This window comes from Paenibacillus agaridevorans, from assembly GCF_018604145.1.
Taxonomy (GTDB): Bacteria; Bacillota; Bacilli; order Paenibacillales; family Paenibacillaceae; genus Pristimantibacillus; species Pristimantibacillus agaridevorans.
This window is the reverse complement of record NZ_CP075889.1, coordinates 6,379,373-6,402,703: the sequence shown is the minus strand read 5'-3', so window position 1 is coordinate 6,402,703 and position 23,331 is coordinate 6,379,373. Positions and strand designations below refer to the sequence as shown.

Annotated in this window: 17 protein-coding genes; 15 read left to right on the top strand and 2 right to left on the bottom strand. The window is 54.5% G+C overall.

Annotated features, from left to right (window positions below; translation table 11 throughout):
• The first annotated feature begins 75 nt into the window (after positions 1–75).
• The 7 genes from KJW29_RS25690 to KJW29_RS25660 all read left to right on the top strand — a co-directional run bounded on the left by KJW29_RS25690 (position 76) and on the right by KJW29_RS25660 (position 10,913).
• Entirely contained in the window at positions 76–1,491 is a 1,416-nt protein-coding gene (locus tag KJW29_RS25690; protein WP_246608380.1) for an MATE family efflux transporter, read from the top strand.
• 519 nt (positions 1,492–2,010) lie between these two features.
• A complete protein-coding gene (locus tag KJW29_RS25685) occupies positions 2,011–2,496 on the top strand; it encodes a MarR family winged helix-turn-helix transcriptional regulator (RefSeq protein WP_214626764.1) in 486 nt (161 codons plus the stop codon).
• Positions 2,497–2,584: 88 nt separating this feature from the next.
• A complete protein-coding gene (locus KJW29_RS25680) occupies positions 2,585–3,568 on the top strand; it encodes a VOC family protein (RefSeq protein WP_214626763.1) in 984 nt (327 codons plus the stop codon).
• A 9-nt stretch (positions 3,569–3,577) separates the two neighbouring features.
• Entirely contained in the window at positions 3,578–4,198 is a 621-nt protein-coding gene (locus KJW29_RS25675) for an alpha/beta hydrolase (RefSeq protein ID WP_246608897.1), read from the top strand.
• Positions 4,199–4,331: 133 nt separating this feature from the next.
• On the top strand, positions 4,332–4,955 hold the full coding sequence (locus tag KJW29_RS25670) for a flavin reductase family protein (protein WP_214631322.1): 624 nt from the start codon (positions 4,332–4,334) through the stop codon (positions 4,953–4,955).
• Between the two features lie 179 nt (positions 4,956–5,134).
• Positions 5,135–6,079 (top strand): NAD(P)/FAD-dependent oxidoreductase, encoded by a 945-nt coding sequence (locus tag KJW29_RS25665; protein ID WP_425517461.1) that lies wholly within the window; start codon positions 5,135–5,137, stop codon positions 6,077–6,079.
• Positions 6,080–6,380: 301 nt separating this feature from the next.
• Positions 6,381–10,913 (top strand): InlB B-repeat-containing protein, encoded by a 4,533-nt coding sequence (locus KJW29_RS25660; RefSeq protein ID WP_214626762.1) that lies wholly within the window; start codon positions 6,381–6,383, stop codon positions 10,911–10,913.
• Positions 10,914–11,081: 168 nt separating this feature from the next.
• On the opposite strand, the gene KJW29_RS25655 is transcribed toward KJW29_RS25660, so the two are convergent.
• Complete coding sequence (locus KJW29_RS25655; protein WP_214626761.1) at positions 11,082–12,077, bottom strand: N-acetylglucosamine kinase; 996 nt, start codon at positions 12,075–12,077, stop codon at positions 11,082–11,084.
• 23 nt (positions 12,078–12,100) lie between these two features.
• Positions 12,101–13,390, bottom strand: a complete 1,290-nt coding sequence (locus KJW29_RS25650; RefSeq protein WP_187102689.1) for a 6-phospho-beta-glucosidase — start codon at positions 13,388–13,390, stop codon at positions 12,101–12,103.
• A gap of 323 nt (positions 13,391–13,713) precedes the next feature.
• On the opposite strand from KJW29_RS25650, the gene KJW29_RS25645 reads away from it, so the two are divergent.
• From KJW29_RS25645 to KJW29_RS25610, 8 genes are all read left to right on the top strand, one after another.
• A complete protein-coding gene (locus KJW29_RS25645) occupies positions 13,714–14,577 on the top strand; it encodes a MurR/RpiR family transcriptional regulator (RefSeq protein ID WP_087572761.1) in 864 nt (287 codons plus the stop codon).
• Between the two features lie 968 nt (positions 14,578–15,545).
• A complete protein-coding gene (gene murQ, locus KJW29_RS25640; RefSeq protein WP_214631320.1) occupies positions 15,546–16,460 on the top strand; it encodes an N-acetylmuramic acid 6-phosphate etherase in 915 nt (304 codons plus the stop codon).
• Between the two features lie 157 nt (positions 16,461–16,617).
• On the top strand, positions 16,618–18,066 hold the full coding sequence (locus KJW29_RS25635; protein ID WP_214626760.1) for an ABC transporter substrate-binding protein: 1,449 nt from the start codon (positions 16,618–16,620) through the stop codon (positions 18,064–18,066).
• A 137-nt stretch (positions 18,067–18,203) separates the two neighbouring features.
• A complete protein-coding gene (locus KJW29_RS25630; protein ID WP_214626759.1) occupies positions 18,204–19,103 on the top strand; it encodes a carbohydrate ABC transporter permease in 900 nt (299 codons plus the stop codon).
• An 18-nt stretch (positions 19,104–19,121) separates the two neighbouring features.
• Entirely contained in the window at positions 19,122–19,982 is an 861-nt protein-coding gene (locus tag KJW29_RS25625) for a carbohydrate ABC transporter permease (protein ID WP_214626758.1), read from the top strand.
• 236 nt (positions 19,983–20,218) lie between these two features.
• Positions 20,219–21,190, top strand: coding sequence for a GNAT family N-acetyltransferase (locus KJW29_RS25620; protein WP_214626757.1), 972 nt, complete (start codon positions 20,219–20,221; stop codon positions 21,188–21,190).
• Positions 21,187–21,894, top strand: a complete 708-nt coding sequence (locus KJW29_RS25615; protein ID WP_087572756.1) for a PIG-L deacetylase family protein — start codon at positions 21,187–21,189, stop codon at positions 21,892–21,894. Before KJW29_RS25620 ends, KJW29_RS25615 begins: the two co-directional genes overlap by 4 nt.
• A 264-nt stretch (positions 21,895–22,158) precedes the next feature.
• On the top strand, positions 22,159–23,304 hold the full coding sequence (locus tag KJW29_RS25610) for an exo-beta-N-acetylmuramidase NamZ family protein (protein WP_214626756.1): 1,146 nt from the start codon (positions 22,159–22,161) through the stop codon (positions 23,302–23,304).
• Positions 23,305–23,331 lie beyond the last annotated feature (27 nt).

Genomic DNA, 23,331 nt, shown 5'->3' with positions numbered 1-23,331 from the left:
ATGCGGAAGCCCCCATTCTATGTTACGATACGTCAGACGCAAATAGACAATAGACATAGGATGAAGGTGAAGAGTTTGAGTGAACCTACTGGACAACAGGTTCTTGGCGGAGGAGAGAAGGCCAAGGATCTTAAGTTGTTTTATTTGACGTGGCCAATTTTTCTTGAAGTGGCGTTGTTTATGATGATGGGGATCGCGGATACGTTTATGCTGAGCGAGATTTCAGACAATGCGGTGTCCGGCGTAGGCGCGTCCAATCATTATTTGCACATCGCCATATTGCTGCTGGAGGTCATCGGCAACGGGGCGTCCATCGTCGTGGCTCAGTATATCGGTTCGAAGAAATTTTTTGAAGCGGCCAAAATATCTGCGCTCGCCGTTACGCTCAATCTGATCGTCGGCGTGGTGCTGAGTATCGGATTCGTAGCATTTAACGGTTACTTGCTGAGTTCATTGAATCTGCAAGGCGAAGTGTACGACTACGCCCAAAGTTATTTGCAGATTGTCGGCGGAGCGATTTTTCTGCAAGCGATTATCAACTCGCTGGCAGCGATCATTCGCGTGCACGGATTTACAAAGGAAGCGATGTTTGTCGCGCTGGGCATGAACGTTATCCATATTATCGGCAACTATGCGCTAATCTTCGGCAACTGGGGCATGCCGGCCCTGGGCGTGGAGGGCGCGGCGATCTCGACGATCGGCAGCCGCCTTATCGCGGTCGTCGTCTTCTTTTGGCTGCTGTATCGCATTATGGAAGTGCGTATCCAGTTCCGATATTATTTAAATTTGTCCAAGGAATTTGTAGGCAAAATTTTAAAAATCGGCATCCCATCCGCGCTGGAACAGGTGATGTACCATAGCTGCCAGATCGTCTTCCTCGCTTACACGACGTATCTGGGCGAGGCGTCGCTGGCGGCGAAGCAATACGCATCGAATATTTCGATGTTGATCTATCTGTTCGCATTCGCGATCGGCATCGGCACGTCCATCATGGTCGGCCGTCTTGTCGGCGAAGGGCGCCCGGACGCCGCGTACCGCCGCGTCTGGATGAGCGTTCGCTCCGCCAGCATCGGCACGCTGATCGTCGTCGTGATTGTGATGCTGTTCCGCGAGCAGCTCGTCGGCTTCTTTACAGATGATCCCGATGTGCTCAGACTGGGGGCGCAGGTGCTGCTCTATAGCTTCATTCTGGAGACAGGGCGTACGATTAATATCGTCATCGTAAACTCGCTGCGGGCTTCCGGCGATGCGAAGTATCCGCTCTATGTCGGTGTATTCTCGATGATTGGCATGAGCTTGCCCCTGGGCTATCTGCTTGTGTTTCAACTGGATATGGGGCTGCCGGGCGTTTGGCTGGCGATCGCCGCAGACGAGTGGGTCCGCGCGGTGATCTTTTACTTCCGCTGGCGCAGCCGCAAGTGGGAGAAACACGCGCTGGTCAGACCGGACTCGCCGCCCGCGGATGGACATGCCGCCGCGGTGCAGGCGTAAGCCAAGGGAGCCGATGCAGGCGGTAAGCTTGGGGAGCCGGTGTAGGTAGCCTGGGGGAGCCGATGCAGGACTAGCTCTGCGCACGGGCTGGCTGGAGGCCCATCTGCTTTTGAATCGTAATAAGAGAATGTGCATTCCTCGTAACTGTGCCATATGAGGTGCGGTGGCGGGGAATTTACTTTTCTGGAGATGCGAGGGCGGCGAGTATGTCGATGGGAACGACCTACCGCCGGTCCAATTCGGTCGGTGCTCCTTAAGTCGGTGAGACCGACTTAAACTTTCGGATGTGCTCGGTTGGCGGCCGTTAAGTCGACGAGACCGACTTCCCCCGAGGTTTCTGCTCAGTTGGTGGTCTTAATTCGGTGTGTACGATGTATGTCTTACGTACGGCAAGCCATATTAGGCTAGCGGAGCGCTTCTCCAAACCGAATTATCTTTTAATCGGTAGTTGACAATAACCGCGTCTTCTGATATCTTTAATTTAAGATAATGCAAATTGAAGGAAAGGAGCGGATGAATATGAGCAGTGACAACCATTCAACTCATCAATCGACACAAGGCAAAGCTGCTAAATCCAATGTCTCTCTGGACCTCTACATTGCGCTTTCGCGGGCCAGTCAGTGGGTAAATGCCCACATTGATCGGGATATTCGCAGTTACGGTCTCAACAGAACGGAATTCGGCGTATTGGAGATGTTGTACCATCGCGGGCCTCAGCCCCTGCAGCAGATTGGCGGTAAGGTGCTGATGAGCAGCGGCAACATCACATACGTCATCGATAAGCTGGAGAAAAAGGGACTGTGCCGCAGGCGCGCATCCAAGGAAGACCGGCGGTTGATCTACGGCGAAATTACGGATGAAGGCAGCAAATTTATAGAAGAAGTGTTCCCGGCGCATACTATATGCATCGAAGAAGCGACTGGCGGTCTGACCGACGAAGAGAAGGCGCAGGCCAGCATTCTGCTCAAGAAATTAGGAAAGTACGCCCAGCAGTCCTACAAGTAGCCGCACTAGGCAGGAAGGACTGCTTCTATCGAATATATATCTTAATTTTAAGATTCACAAATATTATGCAAAAAGAGGAGAGATTTCAATGACAATCCAAAACGCGCAAGGGCAAACGAGCTTCGAGGATCGTGCACAAACGGCAGGCATCCATCACATTACGGCATTCGTACGGGATCCGCAGGCCACTTCCGATTTTTATGCCGGGATACTGGGACTGCGTCTGGTAAAAAAAACGATCAACTTCGATGCTCCTGAAGTCTACCATCTGTACTTCGGCGATCAAAGCGGCAGTCCCGGCACCATCATCACGTTTTTCCCTTGGGAGGAATCCCGCAGGGGCCGGATCGGAGCGGGTCAAGTCGGCATCACGACGTATGTTGTTCCCGAAGGCGCGCTGCCATTTTGGCGTGAGCGTTTGACGAGGTTGGGTGTCGAAGTGGAAGAGACGCAGCGATTCGGCGAGACCTACCTGGGCTTCGCTGATACGGACGGACTGCGCGGCGAGATCGTCGCCCGGGCAGAAGGAGCCAATAGCAAATGGTCGTTCGGAGGCGTGACAACGGACAAAGCGATCAAAGGTTTCGGAGGCGCGGTTCTGTTTAGCGGAGCGCCAGAGTCGACAGGCAAGTTACTCCAGGATGTTATGGGATTAACGAAAGTTGGCGAGGATGTCGGTTACGTCCGCTATCGTTCTTTCGGCGACATCGGCAACATCATTGACGTGAACGCTACCGCGATGGCCCCGGGCCATGGAGGTCACGGCACGGTGCATCATATCGCATGGAGAGCGAAAGACGACGCGGAGCACGCGCTCTGGAGAAGCCACGTAGCCGCGAACGGCTTTCAGCCTACTCCGATTGTGGATCGGCAATATTTTAACGCGCTGTACTTCAGGGAAGAAGGCGGAATTTTGTTCGAGATCGCGACGGATCCCCCGGGCTTCGCTCGAGACGAAGACGCGGAGCATCTTGGCGAGAAGCTGATGCTGCCCGAATGGTACGAACAGAACCGCGCGGAGATCGAGAAGCTGCTGACACCGTTCGAGGTACGCGAATTGGAGGGAATCTGAACAATGACGATGAAGATGAAGCATCTCTATATCAAGGGCAAAAATGAGGAAGCGCCTGTACTGCTAATGCTTCACGGGACGGGAGGCACAGAGCGCGACCTGCTGGGGCTGGCGGAGCTAATCTCGCCTGGCTCCTCCGTTCTCAGCGTAAGAGGGAACGTGCTGGAGAACGGCATGCCGCGATTCTTCCGCAGACTCGCCGAAGGCGTATTCGACATCGAGGATCTGGTATACCGGACTGGGGAGCTTCATGAGTTCCTGGCGGAAGCGGCGACGGAGTACGGATTTGATCGGAGCAATATCGTGGCGGCAGGCTACTCTAATGGAGCCAACATAGCGGGAAGCCTGTTGTTCCATTACAAGGATTCGCTCAAGGGCGCTATCCTTCTTCATCCCATGGTTCCTCTTCGCGGCATAAAGCTGCCGGATTTATCGGGCGTGCCTGTTTTCATAGCGGCAGGCGAAAATGACCCCCTCTGCCCGCCTGCCGAGACGAAGGAGCTGGATGCTTTGCTTCGCGAAGCGGGGGCGGTTGCGGAAGTGCGATGGGATCGGTTTGGGCACCAATTGACGAGCGCGGAGGCGCATGCCGCTGCTGCGTGGTTTAAACAAACTTTTGCGATCGAATGAGGCATCCAAAGCAGGGGATATTCGGCATTCCTATAATCGGTTACGATAAAAAGGACGGCTCATCCCGGCACGACCGGGGGACGGTCGTCCTTCTGCGCATCGCGCTTAATGAAGGGAGATTAACGATATGACGATGATTTCGATCGATCCGGAGGGACAGAGCACCCAGGACAATTATAAGCTGCTCATAGGCGGCATTATCCCGAGGCCGATCGCGTTAATCACAACGTTGTCGGAGGAGGGAGTGTTAAATGCGGCGCCTTTCAGCTTCTTTAATATTGTCGCGGCAGATCCTCCGATGATTGCGGTATCGGTGCAGCGTAAAGGTGGCATACAGAAGGACACTGCCCGCAATGCCATAGCGAAGCGGCAATTCGTGACGCATATCGCGGATGAGCGTTATGTGGAAGCGTTAAACGTGACGGCGGCCCCCGCGCCTCCGGATGTGAGCGAGGTCGAGCTGGCGGGATTGACTCCAGTTGCCAGCGAGATCATCACCGTGCCCGGCGTAGCTGAGGCGGCGATCCGTCTGGAATGCGTGCTGGAGCAAGCCATCCCCCTTGGCGGTACGCTTATCGGAGATGCCGGCGTACCGTCGACCGACCTGCTCATCGGCCGCGTCGTCAGGTTCCATATTGACGAGAAGCTGTACAATAACGGGCGTATCGATCCGGAAGCGTTAAAGCCCGTAAGCCGATTGGCAGGGAATGACTATGCAAAGCTAGGCGAGAGATTTACGCTGGTACGCCCCACTTGAAACTCTGCGAATGTTTAATGATTGCAGGGATTGGACAGGATCGTGATCCATATGATCAGCTAGATGGCAGCCTCGCGTTTCCAGCGGGGCCGACAGCAGCCATTGCGGCTTCCTTCCCATCGTATGCATGCATGTCGGCAGCCTTCTCGCGATATACATAAGAGATTGCTGTATAGCAGATGACGGAGGGGAAGAGGGAAGGCGGTGGCGGAGTGGAAGCGGAATGCGCCATTATCGGGGGAGGACCGGCAGGACTGAACGCTGCGTTGATGCTCGGCAGAGCCAGACGGAGCGTCTTGTTGTTCGACGACCATTCGCCGCGTAACGCGGTGACAAGACATACGCATGGTTTCATGACACGGGATGGCGCGACGCCGCAAGAGCTGAGGGTGCTCGCCCGGCGGGACCTCGCTCGTTATCCCTCCGTCTGGCCGGTTGACCGCCGGATCGAGGCGGTGGTTCCGCTGGATGGTTCAGGCTTCCTCCTGCGCGACCGAGGCGGAGCAACCTACCGGGCCAGGAAACTGTTGCTCGCGACTGGACTGAAGGAGACATTGCCGAAAATTGCGGGATTGACGGAGTTTTACGGCAGCAGTCTCTTCAATTGCCCCTATTGCGACGGATGGGAGCTCCGGGATGGGCCGCTCGTCGTCATCGCAGAAGGATCGAACGCATTCTCGCTGGCTCGTCTAGCGTATCAATGGAGCCGTGACCTGCTTGTCTGCACGAACGGCTCCTCTAGATCGCTTGACAGGACGGAGGTGCAGGCGCTAAACGGCAGAGGAGTGGTTGTGACGGAGAAAAAAATCGCCGAGCTGGTCGGAGACAACGGCAAACTGCGAGCAGTCCGGTTCTACGACGGGACGGAAGCGAAGCGCTCGGGAGGCTTCATCTCGCCTTATTGGCGGCAGGCTGCGCCGTTCGGCGAAATGCTGGGCTGTCTCATAAACGAGCAAGGCGGCATAGAGACGGACAACTTGGGCCGCACTAGCATCTCCGGCGTATATGCGGCGGGCGATACCTCGGTAATCGCGCCGGCCCAGACATCTATCGCAGCTGGAGAAGGCAGTCGCGCGGCGATCGGCATCAACTCGGATCTCGTAAGAGAGGATTTCGAGGGCTAATGTATACCCGTCACCATTATCAGCGAATGAAGATCTTTAGACCGTCGCAAAAAAAGGTTATCCTCAGCATTCGTTCATCTCGGTGAACGAATGCGGGATAACCTTTTTTCTAGAATTATAGGAAAAGAACACTACTTTAATAGTCATTTCGTTATACTTTCTCTACATTTCTAAAAGGATGTCGACAGCCATTTCACCTTTTTTTTGTTTGAAAATTAACTTTGGTTAATATTTTCCCGGAATTCAAGGTGCTAGTATGTGGAATAGGGTAATAGGAAACCGGGAAAGGTTGTGCGCGAAATTGAAGCTGGGAAGAGGATTGAACAAAGCGGGGAAATGGGCGCTCGTCTTGCTGCTGGCGGGAAGCATGGGATGGGGAGTGCCGAACAAAGCGATGGCCGAACCGGAGCCGGGGCTGGATCCAGTGCCGCAGGAGTCATATGTATTCGATGGCATGTTTCCGGGCGGCGCGTATTATTTTGATCAAGTGATGGATGTGGCAACGGATCGCGAAGGCAATGTTTATGCAGCGGAGCAGTTCAGCCACAGAATCGTCAAGCTGAGTCCTAATGGAGAGGTGATGGCCGAGTGGCAGGGCGAAAGCTCGATTTCCCCGCGTGCCATTACGGTAGACGGCGAAGGATTCGTATATGTTGGAAGCAAGGAGCAAGTACATAAGATCGATATGACTGCCATGATCGTCGAGAACACTTGGCATATTGCCGATATGGACGTCTCGGGGATGGCCGTTGATGCGGATGGCGAAAATGTCTATGTAGCCGACTATAGTCTTGGCGGTATCCGGATACTTGATACGATGACCGATCATGTAGAAGAATGGACGAGCTTCTACGACTCGAGCGAGGTGGAGCGTCAATTCGACAGCATAGTCGATGTCGCCTTGGATGACGAAGGCAATGTGTTCGTCATGGACCGGGATAACCGCATTATAAAAATGAATGGTTATGGCGCTTATCTCGACATGTTGGAGGGAGGGGAGCAGTTCGGGAGCTTGCATGGTATAACGGTAGACGAAACGGGCCGAATCTACGCCACCGATTACGATGAGAATGCGATCATCGCCATGAATGCGTCGTTCGAAGTGTTGGCCACTCACGGTTCCGATGGTATGGGCGCCGGGGAATTCGATTCGCCGCAGGGGATTGCTGTTGCCGCGAACGGTTCGGTGTATGTGGCCGATACTTCCAACCGGCGCGTACAGAAGCTGGATGCGGATACGCTCGAGCCGCAAGCCGTATGGGGGTCGTATGGCTCCGCTGAAGGACAGTTCTTCATTCCGGAAGGGATAGCCGTCGATGGTGAAGGACATATCTATATCGCCGATCAGGGCAACGAGCGCATTCAACTGTTCGACCGTGAATTTGCATTTATTGCAGCAAGAGACGGAGAAGGTTCCTACTTCTCGCCATACGGCTTGGCGGTCGACGAAGCGGGACGCCTGTATATGACAAGCGACAGCGCGCTGCTGCGATTTGATCCAACGAGCAACGGGGTCACGCATTTGAACGAGACTTCGTATCTATCGAACCCGGGCGAGGTCGCGGTGGATGCCGACGGCTTTATTTATGTAGCTAACACAAGCGGCTATAAGATCGTCAAGTTCGATGCATCTGGAGACAAGGTGCTGGAGATGGAGGGCGTGATGAGCCCAGGCAGCTTCTACTTCCCAACTACCATCGCGGTGGATAGCGTAAGAGGGATTGTCTATTCGGGCGATTCGACCAACATCCAAACCTTCAAAACAGGCGGGGAGCATCTGCAGGAAAGCTGGGGCGAGCCGGAGGGCGGGGCTTTCGGATATATTTCCGGCATGGCGGTGGATAACGAAGGCAATCTGTTCGTGACGGACGAAGGTAACAGCCGAATTCAGAAATTTAATTCCAACGGCGAATTGATCGCGAGCTGGGGGGCTCCTGGGAAGGGCGAAGGCGAGTTCGATGGACTTGCCGCCATCGCGGTGGACCGTGCCGGCAACGTCTACGTGACCGAGACGGGCAACCATCGGGTGCAGAAGTTCGCGCCATCGACGCATGAGGTGAGCTTCGAAAGCAACGGCGGCAGTGCGGTGGAGGCAGTGACGGTGGAGCACGGTGATACTGTGGAAGCACCAGAAGCTCCGACCAGAATGGGATACGCGTTCGGAGGTTGGTACACTGACGAAGAACTAACGGAACCGTATGTGTTCATGACTGTGGTGACGGGCAACGTGACACTGTACGCGAAGTGGACGAAAAGCGTGTACACGGTGAGCTTTGAAAGCAACGGCGGTAGTGCGGTGGAGGCAGTGACGGTGGAACACGGTGATACTGTGGAAGCACCAGAAGCTCCGACCAGAACGGGATATGCCTTCGGAGGTTGGTACACTGACGAAGAACTGACGGAGTCGTACGTGTTCACGACTGTGGTGACGGGCAATGTGACGTTGTACGCGAAGTGGACGTTGAACACCTACACGGTGAGCTTTGAAAGCAACGGCGGCAGTGCGGTGGAGTCAGCGACGGTGGAGCACGGCGATACTGTGGAAGCACCAGAAGCTCCGACAAGAACGGGATACGCGTTCGGAGGTTGGTACACCGACGAGGAACTGACGGAGCCGTATGTATTCACGACTGTGGTGACGGGCAATGTGACGCTGTACGCGAAGTGGACGATAAACGTGTATACGATGAGCTTCGAAAGCAACGGTGGCAGCATAGTTGAGCCAGTGACGGTGAAACACGGCGATACTATGGAAGCACCAGAAGCTCCGACAAGAACGGGATATGCGTTCGGAGGTTGGTACACCGACGAGGAGCTGACGGAACCGTATGTGTTTACGACTGTGGTGACGGGCAATGTGACGTTGTACGCGAAGTGGACGATAAGCGTGTACACGGTGAGCTTCGAAAGCAACGGCGGCAATGCGGTGGAGGCAACCACGGTAGAACACGGTGATACTGTGGAAGCGCCAGAAGCTCCGACAAGAACGGGATACGCGTTCGGAGGTTGGTACACCGACGAGGAACTGACGGAGCCGTATGTATTCACTACTACAGTGACGGGCCATGTGACGCTGTACGCGAAGTGGACATTGAACACCTATACGGTGAGCTTCGAAAGCAACGGCGGCAGTGCTGTGGAGGCAGTGACGGTGGAGCACGGCGATACTGTGGAAGCACCAGAAGCTCCGGCAAGAACGGGATATGCGTTCGGAGGTTGGTACACTGACGAGGAGCTGACGGAGCCGTATGTATTCACTACTACAGTGACGGGCCATGTGACGCTGTACGCGAAGTGGACATTGAACACCTATACGGTGAGCTTCGAAAGCAACGGTGGCAATGCGGTGGAGGCAACGACGGTGGAGCACGGCGATACTGTGGAAGCACCAGAAGCTCCGGCAAGAACGGGATATGCGTTCGGAGGTTGGTACACTGACGAGGAGCTGACGGAGCCGTATGTATTCACTACTACAGTGACGGGCCATGTAACGCTGTACGCGAAGTGGACGGCTCAGGTGACAGAGACTCCTAACGAAGGCGGGACGGTCTACCCAACGCCAACGCCGACTCCAGCTGCCGGTGATGAGAAGGGCTTGCTCATCAACGGCAAGCAGGGACATGCGGACATCACCGGTACTACGGACGGTAAAGGTCGCAAAGTAACAACGGTGATCATCGATTGGAACAAGGATAATCAGACGCTGGCCGGTGATTCGCAAGGGACCGTCCTCGAGATTGAAGCGGATGCGGAGAACGACGTACTTGCAGCAGAGCTGAGCATGGAACTTCTGAAGGCATTGATCGACAGAGGCGGCAAGATCCAATTGCGCACGGCATTTGCATCGTATGCCATCGACGCGTCTTTGTTGGACCTGGATGCGCTGCTGGAGCAGCTTGGTCCGAATGGTCGGGCAGAGGATGCCGTCGTGCGTATCGAAATCGCCCCTTCGAATGACCGTATCGTCCGTCTGCTGAAGGAAAGGGCTGATGTTGGAGACTTTCAGGTCATCGCGCCTCCGGTTCATTTCGCAGTATGGGTCAAAGCCGGCGACCTGGAAATCGAAGCGAACAACTTTGCAGCTTATGTTGAGCGGACCATTTCCATACCAAATGGGGTTAACCGCAGGTTGATGTCTACGGGCGTTGTTATCGATCCCGACGGAACGGTTAGGCATGTACCGACCCGGATGCTGGTGAATAACGGGAAATACGCAGGTGCGATGAACAGCCTGACCAACAGCGATTATGCATTGATCGGTTACAAGGCGGCATTCGACGATATGAAGGGGCATTGGGCGAGCAGCTCCGTCCATGATATGGGATCCCGATTGATCATCGAAGGTATAGGAGAGGGGCTGTTCGCTCCGGATCGTTCCATTAAGCGCGCGGAATTTGCGGCCATTCTGGTGCGGGCGCTAGGCCTTGGCCAAAATACGCGAGCCGGTTTCGGCAAGTTTTCCGACGTCCGCGAAGGAGACTGGTATGCCGGGGCAATAGGGACGGCATATGAATATGGCTTAATCGGAGGGTTCGAGGACGGAACGTTCCGTCCGAACGATGACGTAACGCGCGAACAGGCCATGATAATGATCGCGAATGCAATGGGGTGGACGGGATTGACTGACAAGGCAGACGCTGGAGCTAATCCATTGAGCGGATTCCCTGACGCTGCTCAAGCCTCGGCATGGGCAGAGGCTTCGCTGAATAAGGGGCTTGCGACCGGCATTCTCTCCGGCACGCCGAACGGAGAGCTCGCGCCTGGGGCAAAGTTGACCCGCGCGCAAGCGGCCGTCATGGTCCAGCGTTTGTTGAAGGAGTCGGGACTCATCTAACCAGACGTAATGAGGCACGAGCAATCGCCGCAAAAAAAGGTTATCCTCAGCATTCGTTCATTTCGGTGAACGAACGCGGGATAACCTTTCTCTAAATTTCTCGAAATGAAACGCTCCAGGCCGCCATAGGACGGCGACAGCCGTTTTACCTTGTATGTTCGCTTGAAGTCAGCGTACCGCCTCGATCACCTTCGCGCGCAGCACGTCATCGGCAGGTGCGCCGAGCGCAAGCTCAAGCGCCCAAAGCACGGCTCCTGCGGCTGGCGGCTCCTGCAGCAAAATAAATCTGCATTCCCGGCCGGTCAAGCCCGAGACGAACCCCATATAACGATCCCGCATAATCGGCGAAGCCGCTTTCGCCCAGACGGAGCCGGCCATCACGATGTCGACAGGCTTATCGTCGTCGAAGTCGAGATGACCCAAGCAGCCGACCGTAGAATAGGCAAGCTGGCGGGCCGAGTGGTCGACGATGCCGGACGCGACAGCATCGCCTTGCTCTGCAGCTGCCAGAAGCGTCGTCACGATCTCGGTATAAGGCAAGCTTCGGGCGACCAAACCTTCAAGTCCCCGATCCATAAACGTCTCCTTGGAAGATGCACCGATCAGCGCCATGACGGGCTCCGTCATGGACGTCTCCGGGCCCAGGCGGTAGAAGCTGTCGTAGATGGCGCGCAGAACACGCCGCGTCAAGTAAAAGCCGCCGCCCTCGTCGCCGGCGAGCTCGCTGCCGACTCCCCCGACCTGAAGACGTTTGCCGCTCTTCGAGATGCCGCAGGTAGAGACGCCCGAACCGTTGATGGAGCAGATGCCGTAGCCTTGCGCCGTCCCGGCTTTGATGCCGAGAAAGGCATCGTTGTCCATCGCGAAGCGGGTGAAGCCGAGACGTTCGATAACGGCGTTCAGCTGCGCCTTCTGCGAAGGAATGTCCGCGCCTGCCAGTCCGAACGCTCCTGCCGCGATATCCGCCATGGACAACCCGCCGCGCGCAAGCAGTGTCGATATCTGCTCGTGCATAACGCTGTAAGATTTGGCGTAGCTCTCCGGGAACTGCTCGTGGCTGCAGGTGCCGGACCTGATATGATCCTTAAGCGTTCCGTTCAGGTCGAACAAATAATAATCCGTCTTGCTATTGCCGCCGTCGACGCCGATGACGTACTTGCTCATGGCGATTCCCACTCCTCCCTGCGTTATTCGAATTTGAACTGGGGCAAATATTCCTTGTGCGCTTCCTTCAATTCCCTAAAGCAAGCCAGCGCCGTATTATAATCGCCCACGAGCGGATTCATCATCAACGCCCGCATGGCGGCTTCTTCGCTGCCTTCGACGGCCGCGGCGACTGTCTCGCGTTCGTATGCCTTCACCATTCGCATGTAGTCGATAATATGGCGGTTGTCGAAGTCTTCGATAACAAGCGGCTTCGCGCCATCCTTGCCTATGACTGCAGCTACCTCAATGGCGTCGTTATGCTCCATGAAGTCCAGCGCTCCGCCGTTTAGCAGATTCACGACATGGACCTCCTGCTTGTCGTTGTAGATGGCATCGACGAGGCTGATCGCGACTTCGGAATAGTTGGCGCCGCCGCGCGAGGCCAGAAGCTCGGGTTTTTCATGCAGCTCTGCATTGGAGTAGATGCCCAGAAGCTCTTCCTCGATGTCCATACATTTCTCTCCGCGGGATTGTTCGCTGTCCTTCAATAGCTTCAGCTTTTTGTCCTTGAAATAATAATATTCCATATAGGAGGAAGGAATAGCGCCTACGAGCTGCACCAGTTCCTGGCTAAAGCCGCTGGAAGGAATGTTCTTCATTGCTTCGCTGTTGAGTCCCATCTCGAGCGCGTCCTTCAGATAGTCCTTGCCGTCCTGCTCAATGGCTGTAATCCAGCTCAGATGGTTGAGCCCGACGTAAGTCAGATCCGCGTTTGGCAATTGAAGCGTTTCTCGAATGCTCTTGTACATATTGTAAGGGACATTGCATAGTCCCAGCATTTTGACATTCGTATGATTCAAAATCGCTTCCGTAATGATTCCCGCGGGATTGGAGAAGTTAATCAGCCAAGCGTCAGGGCATAGCTGCTCCATGCGCTTCGCGATGTCGAGCATAACGGGGATCGTGCGCATCGCCTTAAAGAAGCCGCCGATTCCACAGGTTTCTTGACCGATCAGATCGTACTTGAGCGGTATCTTCTCGTCCAGCACGCGAGCGGGCAGCTTGCCGACGCGAATCTGGCCGAGCACGAAGCTTGCTCCTTGGAGAGCTTCATCCAGCTCCATCGTTTTAACGACCTTGCAGTTCATTCCCGCTGCCTGCACCATGCGTTCGCATAACCCGCCAACGATCTCGAGCTTGCGCGCGTCGATATCCATAAGCGCCAGCTCTGTCAGCGGCAGATTGTCTTTGCGTTTAATAATGCCTTCCATCAATTCCGGGGTATAGGTGCTTCCTGCCCCGATAATAGCAATTTTTAATGCTGTTCCCATGTCCCTCATCCTTTGCTCGTTTATGATTCATCATAATGGCGTAGATGCACGTCAATTGGTGCCCATTATAACATGCTAAAAGAATTTCAGGCAATAAAAGTTGCAATATTTACTTCAAAATGATAATAATATTTTAAAATAATATTTTATGAAACTCGTCACTCGATATATGTCCATATATCCGATGCAAACACTTGTAATTTGGCAGGAATCCGTATACTATTTAACCACAATGGAATTTCCGAGCTTCCGAGCTCCCGGCCAGACTATCCAGATCAGCTTCTTAGTGGCGACAAAACCTACGAAACGGCAGGTAACGTCATATGGCGATAAACGATAACGTATTAATCAAGATCCGCGACAGAAAGGATAGTCTGACCCCGGTCGAACGGCTGGTGGCGGAATATATCCTTGCGAATAAGGAAGAAATTCCGCATTTGTCGATCAAGAGCCTTGCGCAAGGCAGCAAAACAAGCGACGCTTCGGTGCTTCGTTTCTGCAAGACGATGGGGTATAACGGCTATCGCAGCTTTATCGTCAGCATCTCTGCGTCGCTGGGCTCCATGGACGAAGACAGCGGCGAACAATATAGCGACATTCAGCCTGGCGACGACCTCAGTACGATCATCTCCAACATCGGACGCAACAATGTGCGTTCCATCGAGGATACGCTTAGCGTGCTTGACCGCCCTGCGGTAGCTCGTGCCATCAAGGCGCTGCAGTCCAGCAAACGTCTGATGTTTTTCGGCATTGGCGCGTCGGGGCTGGTGGCTCAGGACGCCGAGCAGAAGTTTACGCGGATCAACAAGATCTGTCATGCTTTTACGGATGGCCATAGCCAGTTGACGGCCGCTTCCTTGCTGACCAAGGAGGACGTCGCCATCTTTATCTCCAATTCCGGAGACACGGTGGAAATACTCGACTCGCTGGAAATAGCCAAGAAAAACGGTGCTCATATTGTGGCGATCACGAAATACAGCAAAAGCGAGCTGTCGGACAAGGCGGATTCTTTGCTGAGCATATCGACGCCGGAAATTTCCATTCGCAGCGGCGCCATGGGATCGCGCATCGCGATGCTCACGATTATCGATATGCTGTTCGCCGGCGTGGCAAGCGCGGACTATCAGCAGGTCAAAAAGTATCTCTCCAAGAGCAGAAGCATCATCTCCAACAAGCGTAGAAGGTAACGCTCCCCATTAGCGATCATGAACGACACTCCAGCTTGCAGGCTGGAGTGTTTTTGCTGCTCAGGCTATCCAACAAGCGTAGAAGGTAACGCTCCCCATTTGCGAGCATGAACGACACTACGGCCTGCAGGCTGGAGTGTTTTTGCTGCTCAGGCCATGGAGTAATACTTGGAAGCAGAGCCTGAATTAATTCTTCAGAAGCGCTACTTGGTTGAGCCTGAGGAGGTAAGGCGTTCTAAAAGAGAAGGATTAGCGCATGTTGGTGACTTTCGTCAAAGAGGTAATCAAAGAGGTGTTCAAAAAGGTAATTGTACGAAAATACACAAATTAGCCTACATACGGATTAGAGATTCGTGAATTTGTACATTTATCCCTAATTTTAGCCTCGAGAAGTGACTAAATAGGCGAAATGGAACGTGAATTGTGTATTTTTGTACAATTTACCACTAGGGAGAGACTTCAGTATAAATATTTGAGTATATTTGCACAATTCATACTGAGGTGACCTACTGTAAAGTAGCTGCTGTAGAGTAGCTTAGCGGAGTTTAGCTTCCATGCTGTGCGACCAGTCCCGGCATCTCGGCATCAGCTTCCCGTCCTAGCGACCCGTCCCGGCTCTTATTTTCTTAAGGACAAGTTGGAAATTTTAAACTTTAAATGATGAATGGCTTACCCCTATGATGGCCGGAAAGCCGCACCGCCAAAGGTTCGACGGCATTTGTGCATCTCGCACAATTTGTGATATAAAATGCCAATGTTTTATGACAGTATAAAATAATATTTCAAAAACTATTGACGGAGCTGAAATAAATTCTTAATATAGAGTCATGAACAACAACAACAAACGCATCACGAATGACACAGAAGACAATAACCATACTAGCAATATGGGCAGCGTCGACAACAGGGTGGAATTCGATCACATGGACAGCAACTTGTCCAAACATGATCACGTAAGGGGAATCACGATGAAGGACTATCTTGCAAGCTTGACGACGGAAGGGATCAACCCCGAGACCGGGATGATCGACGAATTGTCCACCGAAGGCATGCTGGAGCTCATGAACCAGGAGGATGCCAAGGTACACGTGGCGGTGAGGCAGGAAATTCCTCGCATTGCGTTGGCCGTGGAAGCGCTTCATCATGCGCTGTCGACTGGCGGAAGAATGTTCTATATCGGAGCAGGAACGTCAGGAAGGTTAGGCGTGCTGGATGCTTCGGAATGTCTGCCGACGTTCGGCGTGGATCCATCGCTCGTGCAGGGTTATATTGCCGGAGGCGATCAAGCGCTGCGAATTCCCGTGGAAGGATGCGAGGATGACGGCGCTGAAGGCAGGGCGCTGATCGATCAGATCGGTGTGACGGGCAAGGACGCGGTCATCGGAATCTCGGCGAGCGGCAGCGCGGCCTTCGTTATCGAAGCGCTTCGCAGAGCCAGCGAGTTGGGAGCTGTCACGATCGGCGTCGTAAACAACAAGGACACGAAGCTGTCGGAGGCGGCGGACATTACCATCGCTCCGGTGGTGGGCCCGGAAGTAATCGCAGGCTCCACGAGATTAAAGGCGGGAACGGCCCAGAAGCTTGTACTGAACATGCTGACGACCACCACGATGGTGAAGCTAGGCAAGACGTACAACAATCTGATGGTCGATCTCAAGGCCAGCAACAAGAAGCTGTTCGACCGATCCCTCCGAATCATCAGGACGGCGACTGGGACAGACGAAGCTACGGCGGAGCAATACTTGCGACAGTCCGAACTCGACTGCAAGCTGGCGATCATGATGATCAAGTCCGGGCTTGGAGCCGAAGAGGCGAAGAAAGTGCTGGCGAACTGCGGCGGCAACCTTAAGAGGGCTATACGTGCCTGTTCCCAAGTGAAGTAAGGTTTGCGTGAAGGGGAAGAACGTTATAGATTTATCCTTATAATGTTCTTCATCTTTTACGCAAACGGACCCGCTGCTCTTTTATCAGAGGAGGTACAGCGGTTCGCCTGGGACGGATCGTATATATAGAATTTCAAATAAAGGGAGGATCTTGGCAATGAAAAGTAAAACTAAAATTGCTGCATCTGTGCTCGCTCTGACTTTATCCTTAGGAACGCTCTCCGCTTGCGGCTCCGGCAACAACAACGAGCCCGCACAATCGGCGAAGCCGTCTAACACTGCAAACGGCGGAGCATCGGAGGCGAAGGACACCATCACGGCGCTTCTGCCCCCGGTATCTCCAACGTATCAAGAAAACTTTAAGCAGATGGAAGCCGACTTTAACAAGCTGTATCCGAACCTGACTTTGAAAATCGAACCTGCCAGCTGGGAAGACATGACCCAGAAGCTGGATACGCAAGTAAACGCGGGCAGCCCTCCGGACCTTGCCTTTATCGGCTCCGACGGCATCTCGAAATACGCCCAGATGGGCATGCTGCTGGACATCAAGGATCTGGTAAGCGCGGACATGATCGCGGACTACGATGAAGCGGCGCTTGCTTACATGAAAAACGGCGACGGTCTGTACGGCCTGCCGGCTTACATGGAAGTACACTCCATCGGCGGCAACAAGCAATTCCTCGAAGAAGCCGGCGTCGACTGGAAGAAAGTGCAGCAAGAAGGTTGGACGTACGATGAATTCCGCGAGGCCATCAAAAAAGGCGTCGTAAAGGAAGGCGACAAGACGTCGCGTTACGGCTTCGTATTCGCTACGGCTGGCGTAGCCTCCAAGGACTACCTCAGCATTCTAGTGAAAAACGCGGGCATGCCGTCTCCATTTACAAAGGATCTGAAATACGCATACACAAGCAAAAACTATTTGACCGTTCTGAACGCGGTTCGCGAATTGATCGACGACGGCTCCATGCCGAAGGAGCTCAGCTCCGTTGACGCCGGCAAACGCTGGAACATGTTCTTGACGGGACAGACGATGATTACGGGCAAAGGTCTTGCCGTTTTCGAAAACTCCGCGAACAAAAACAACGCGAAGATCGACGCGAAGGACGGAAGCGCGGTTGAAGGCAGCATCAAAGTGGACTATATCGCGTTGCCGCTCCCATCCTTTGCAGGTCAAGAGCCGGTCTCCCATGCGGTCGTTGACGGTTATGTCGCTTTCCGCGGCAAAAAGGATCCAACAGATGAGCATAAAGCGAATATCGCGAAGGCGGCTTACTTCCTGTCCAGCGGTCAGGTAGCCGCAACAACGAATAATGACCTGTTTGCAGCGCATATTACCAAGAGCGCCCGCGAAGCGGCAGCCAGCATGGAGTCGAATCGCAATCCGGACAATATCGCAGCTGTCGATAAGATGTTGGAGCATGCTGCTCCTGCCCGTCCTGACATCCCTGTAGAATTGGGTTCCAAGGCGATCAAGCTGGAGAACGAGGTTGTCATTCCGAAGCTGCAAGCGCTGCTTGCAGGCGAGATTACGCCTCAAGAGATGTACGATGCCGTGAAAAAAGGCGCTATCGAGGCCTTCGGAGCGGACGGAATCGTGCAAGATTAATGAATTTCGCTCGGATAGCCGCTCTCATGCCGAGGCGGCTATCCGAATTTATAGCTGTAGAGATACTACGTGATCAAAAGCGGACTTTTTAAACTACCTCTAAAAGAAGTAACGCGGCAAGGGAAAGGAGTCTTACTATGGCTCGTGCGTCAAACGTCAAGAATCGACTTAATCGCGGAGATGGGGCATGGGCCTACGCTTTCATCGCCGTTGCGCTCGTTGTCTATGCGCTGTTTACGGCTTATCCGGTCGTGAGCGCCTTTTTGGTCAGCTTTCAAGAATACCGGCCATTAGGCTCGGAATACATTGGATTCGACAATTACTCGGGCATCTTCGCCAGCGAGCTGTTCTGGAAAGCGATCATGAATACGCTCGTTTATACAGTGTTGACTGTCCCGGTTGCATTAATCATATCGTTCGCGGTCGCGATCGCGATCATGCCGCTCAAAAAGTGGGCGCAGACGACTTTCAAGGCGATCTACTACTTGCCGGCGGTTGCTTCCGGCGTCGCCCTGTCCGTCGTATGGCTCTGGATCTACGATCCGCTTCCCGGCGGCATTTTGAACCAGTTGATCGGGATGTTGGGCATCCCAAGTCAGAACTGGCTGGGGGCCAGCTCGACCTCCATGTTCTCCCTTGTGCTCATGTCTTGGCTGTCCAGCCATGGCACCAGCATCATTATTTATGTCGCGGCGCTGCTCGGCATCGACGAGAGCTACTACGAGGCGGCGGAGATCGACGGAGCGACATTCTGGCAAAAGATGTGGCATATCGTGCTGCCTTGCCTGAAGCCGACGACGCTGTTCCTGCTGGTCACCGGCGTGATCGGGTCGTTCCAGGTGTTCCAGAACGCTTATCTGATGACAGGCGGCGGCCCGGATCATTCCACGACGATGGTCGGCCTTCTGATCTTCGATACGGCATTCAAGTATTTCGAATTCGGCAAAGCGGCGGCTCAGTCGCTCGTATTGGCGGCCATTATCGGCGTCATCGCGTTCATTCAATTCAAATTCCTGGGCAAAGACGTGGAATATTAAGAGAAGGAGGGACCTGCTTTGGCACTGTTTAACAATCATCTAGGCAATCGTACGGCGAAATATACGCGCAACACCATTCTAGTCATCCTCCTTCTTCTGTTCGCCATGGCGACGATATTCCCGATCTACTTCATGATCATGTCGTCCTTTGGCGATCCCGTCGAAGCGGGAGCGGTCAGCTATTCCATCTGGCCCGGCAAGTTCTCGCTGGAGTCTTACAAGTTCTTCTTCGCCTTCAGCGAATATTCGTATCGCTGGATTCTCAACTCTCTTGTCGTAGCTACCGTGGTCATGGTGTCGAACGTTGTATTTGCCACAATGGCGGGATATGCGTTCTCGAAGATCCAGTTCCGCGGTCGCAACGTGCTGTTCGCCATACTGCTTGCGGCGATGATGATCCCTTATCAGGTCACGCAAGTACCGCTTTATATTTTGATCGTAAATATTTTCGAAATCCAGAACACGTACAGCGCTCTTATCATGCCGACGCTGGTTACCGTCTATAACATCTTCCTGGCAAAGCAATTTATGAGCACGATACCGAAAGAAATTCTGGAGTCGGCCAAGGTGGAAGGCTGCAACCAATTCCAGATTTTCGTGAAAATCATCATGCCGCTCTCGAAGACGGTTATGGCCGTTATGGCGATCCTGACCTTTATGGAGACGTGGAACACGTTCTTCTGGCCGTTCCTGGTCACGAACACGATGGATATGCAGACGATCCAGGTGGGACTCAAAAACTTCCGCTTCGCCAATACGACGTATTTCGCGCCGATGATGGCGGGCGCAACGATCTCTGCCGTGCCTATGTTCATTCTGTTCTTCAGCCTGCAGCGCTACTTCCTGGAAGGGGTAACGGTAGGCGCGGTGAAGGGGTAACGACCAACAGCTATTGGCTATTGGCGGAAAAACGAAAATTGTTGGAATAGCGAGAACTGCGTAGGAACGGCGGATGCTGTGGGAATAGTGGGAACTGCTGGTAATGTGGGTGCTTCGGGTACTATGAGGCGCTGCGTTCATTGTGGGCGCTATCGGGCGATTTGTCATGAACGATCCCCGGAATCATTGTGAGGAGAGCGCAGCCTGCTGCCTCAGCCGAGGAGGAAGGAATTACGATGCTTCAAACATGGAACGACCGATATACAGCCGAGGTTATCGCGTTATGGAATCTTGTGGCCGCGAGAGACGGCTATAAGGAGATGACAGCGGAGTCATTCGCGGCAATCCTGACGGAGAACCCGTATTTCGATCCGTTGTGCACGTTCGTATGGCTGGAGGGGGACCGCGTCGTCGGCTTTGCCTGCGGTTGCTCCGGCAACGATCTGCCGCTTGGCGATGTTGCGGGTTATATTACCTGCGTCCTGCTTGCGGACGAATACGCGGACGAGAGCAAGGCGGAAACTCTTGTGCACGCGATGGAAGCTCGATTTGCGGAGCTGGGGAAAAAACATGCGGATACGCTGTTTTTTAATCCCATGCAGCTGCCATGGTACGTTCCAGGAACGCCGGGGCACGAGCATAACAATGCTCCGGGCGTCCCTGCCGGCAGCTTGCTGCACGAGACGTTGAAGCGGCTCGGTTATATCGAACGCGCCGTTCAGTGCGCGATGTATTTGCCGCTTGGCGGCTTCGAGGTGCCAGAGAGCATCCTTGCGAAGGAAGAGACGGCCGCTAAGGCCGGTTATCGTGTCGAGATGCTGGATGCGACAAAGCATACTGGCGTTGAAGAGATGTTGGAAGTATTGGGCAATCCGCTATGGCGTGCGGAGATTGGCAAGAGTCTCGCGGACGGGACGCCGGTCGTTATCGCAGCTCAGCATGGCCGCGCCGTCGGATTTGCGGGGCCGGTCGTAAGACAGGAGAACGGCCGGGGATATTTTGCGGGTATCGGCGTGCATCCGGAGCATGAAGGGCACGGCCTCGGCTCGAGCCTCTTCTTCCGGCTGTGCGAAGCTTTCCAGGAAATTGGCACGGATTACATGTCCCTGTATACAGGCAGCAACAACCCGGCTCTGCGCATCTACGAGCGGGCGGGATTCAGGACGGCGAAAACCTTCGCCACGATGAGAGGGGAGCTTGGACGATGAGCGATAGACAACCGATTACGATATTGGGTATTGGCGCACATGTAGGCGACGTGGAGCTGGTGGCAGGGGGCGTGTTGGCCAGCCACTATCTGAAGGGCGACAAGATCGCGACGCTGGCGCTGACCGCCGGGGAACGAGGCGTGCCTGCGGGGCAGGACGTAAACGAATACCGGGAGCAAAAAATTCGCGAGGCGCATACCTTCGCCGGCATGCTGGGCGGCGAGGCGCGCGTGTTCGAGATTCCCGACGGCGAAATTCCGGACGATCAGGAGATCCGGCTGCGCGTGTGCGACGTCATTCGCGAGGTCAAGCCGAATATTATTATTACGCATCATTGCAACAGCATGCACAAGGATCATGCCACGACGCATCGCATCGTAAACGATGCGAGGTTTTTCGCCGGCTTGGGCGCGATGGAACGCGAGCTTCCGCCACATTTTGCGGCTAAGCTGTATTATGGTGAGAATTGGGAGGATGCGGTCGGCTATGTTCCTTACGTGTATGTAGACTTCGACCAGAAGGCGTTCGACCTGTGGATCGAGGCGCTGTCGACGCACTGGTTCGTGACGGGCAGCAAGTCGTTCAACTACATGGACTACTATAAGTCGCTGGCCCGCGTTCGCGGTTTGGAGGCGCGCAAGGAATACGCCGAGACGTTTATGATCCCGCCGGAGACGATGCGTCTGCGCCAGTCGGAGCTGTAGGGCGCGGCATAAAGTGATTGGAGCATGGCCAACGGCAGATGGAGAGCCGTAGGGCGGCTTAACTCTAAGTGCGGCCGATGGCAGATGGAGAGCCGTAGAGCGGCTTAGGGAGTCATGGGATGCTTGAGGTGCGGCTGAAGGCAGGAGGAGAGCCGTAGGGCGGCTTAGAGAGTCATGGGGATGCTCTAGGTGCGGCCAGAGGCCGACGGATTTCACCGTGAGCAGACGTTGGGTGGAGAACGGGCAGTGAGGAGGAAGACCTGAATGGGAGCGATACGCTTTGGCGTTGATCGGGTGGACGAGTACGCCGAGTGGTTCCGAGGGAAGCGGCTGGGACTTATTACGTCGCCGACCGGGCTCGGGGCGGACTTCCGCTCCACGATCGATACGTTGCATGAGAAGTTTCATTTGGCAGCCCTGTTCTCTCCGGAGCACGGGGTGAGAGGCGATCTGGCCGCAGGGGCGCTTGTCGACACGTACGTGGATGAAGCGACGGGCGTTCCCGTATACAGCCTGTACCGCAAGGATTCCAAGCGATTGACGCAGGAGATGCTGGACGCCGTCGATATGGTCGTCTATGATATCCAGGATGTAGGCACCCGGTATTATACGTTCATTTATACGATGCTTTATGCGCTAGAGGATTGCGCGGCGGCGGGCAAGCCGTTTGTCGTGTTGGATCGGCCGAATCCGCTGAATGGCGTGACGGTTGAGGGAAATGTACTTAAGGAAGGGTTCACGTCGTTCGTCGGTAATTATCCGCTCGCGATGAGGTATGGGTTAACCGCAGGGGAAGTTGCGGTCATGGCGAATACGGAGAAGGGACATGGCGCGGAGCTGTATGTCGTTCCTTGCGAAGGCTGGGATCGGAGGGAACGCTTCACGGGTGCCGGTGGAGTCTGGATTCCGCCGTCGATGGGCATTCCGCGTTTCGAGACGGCCTTGCTGTATCCGGGCACCTGTCTGTTCGAAGGGACCAATCTGTCGGAAGGGCGCGGCACGACGGCTCCGTTCGAAATCATCGGTGCGCCGTTTGTGGACGCCGACAAGCTTGCGGCGGAGATGAACGCGAAGCGCCTGCCGGGTGCGTACTTCCGGCCGACGTACTTTAAGCCGACGTTCTCCAAGCATGAAGGGGAGTTGTGCCTGGGCGTGTACGTCCATGTTCTGGACGAGGCTGCGCTGCGGCCGGTAGAGCTTGGCTTGACGCTGCTGTTTACGATCAAGGAGATGTTTCCGGCATTCTCGTTCCTGCCGCCGGTGCGGGAAAACGGCAGGCCGTTTATCGATCTGCTGTGCGGCGAATCGGGCGTGCGGGAGAGTGGGGGCGATTTGACCGGACTGCTGGGAAGGTTCTCCGAGGAAAGCCTGGCATTTGTCGAGCGGAAGAAGGTCTTTCATTTGTATTAGCCGCTGCAGTTGCTTCCTTGTTCTTAT

Coding starts and splice junctions, on each gene's coding strand:
- KJW29_RS25685 (WP_214626764.1), top strand. CDS start 2,011: ATGAGCAGTGACAACCATTCAACTCATCAATCGACACAAGGCAAAGCT.
- KJW29_RS25680 (WP_214626763.1), top strand. CDS start 2,585: ATGACAATCCAAAACGCGCAAGGGCAAACGAGCTTCGAGGATCGTGCA.
- KJW29_RS25675 (WP_246608897.1), top strand. CDS start 3,578: ATGAAGATGAAGCATCTCTATATCAAGGGCAAAAATGAGGAAGCGCCT.
- KJW29_RS25670 (WP_214631322.1), top strand. CDS start 4,332: ATGATTTCGATCGATCCGGAGGGACAGAGCACCCAGGACAATTATAAG.
- KJW29_RS25665 (WP_425517461.1), top strand. CDS start 5,135: ATGACGGAGGGGAAGAGGGAAGGCGGTGGCGGAGTGGAAGCGGAATGC.
- KJW29_RS25655 (WP_214626761.1), bottom strand. CDS start 12,077: ATGAGCAAGTACGTCATCGGCGTCGACGGCGGCAATAGCAAGACGGAT.
- KJW29_RS25650 (WP_187102689.1), bottom strand. CDS start 13,390: ATGGGAACAGCATTAAAAATTGCTATTATCGGGGCAGGAAGCACCTAT.
- KJW29_RS25645 (WP_087572761.1), top strand. CDS start 13,714: ATGGCGATAAACGATAACGTATTAATCAAGATCCGCGACAGAAAGGAT.
- murQ (WP_214631320.1), top strand. CDS start 15,546: ATGAAGGACTATCTTGCAAGCTTGACGACGGAAGGGATCAACCCCGAG.
- KJW29_RS25635 (WP_214626760.1), top strand. CDS start 16,618: ATGAAAAGTAAAACTAAAATTGCTGCATCTGTGCTCGCTCTGACTTTA.
- KJW29_RS25630 (WP_214626759.1), top strand. CDS start 18,204: ATGGCTCGTGCGTCAAACGTCAAGAATCGACTTAATCGCGGAGATGGG.
- KJW29_RS25620 (WP_214626757.1), top strand. CDS start 20,219: ATGCTTCAAACATGGAACGACCGATATACAGCCGAGGTTATCGCGTTA.
- KJW29_RS25615 (WP_087572756.1), top strand. CDS start 21,187: ATGAGCGATAGACAACCGATTACGATATTGGGTATTGGCGCACATGTA.
- KJW29_RS25610 (WP_214626756.1), top strand. CDS start 22,159: ATGGGAGCGATACGCTTTGGCGTTGATCGGGTGGACGAGTACGCCGAG.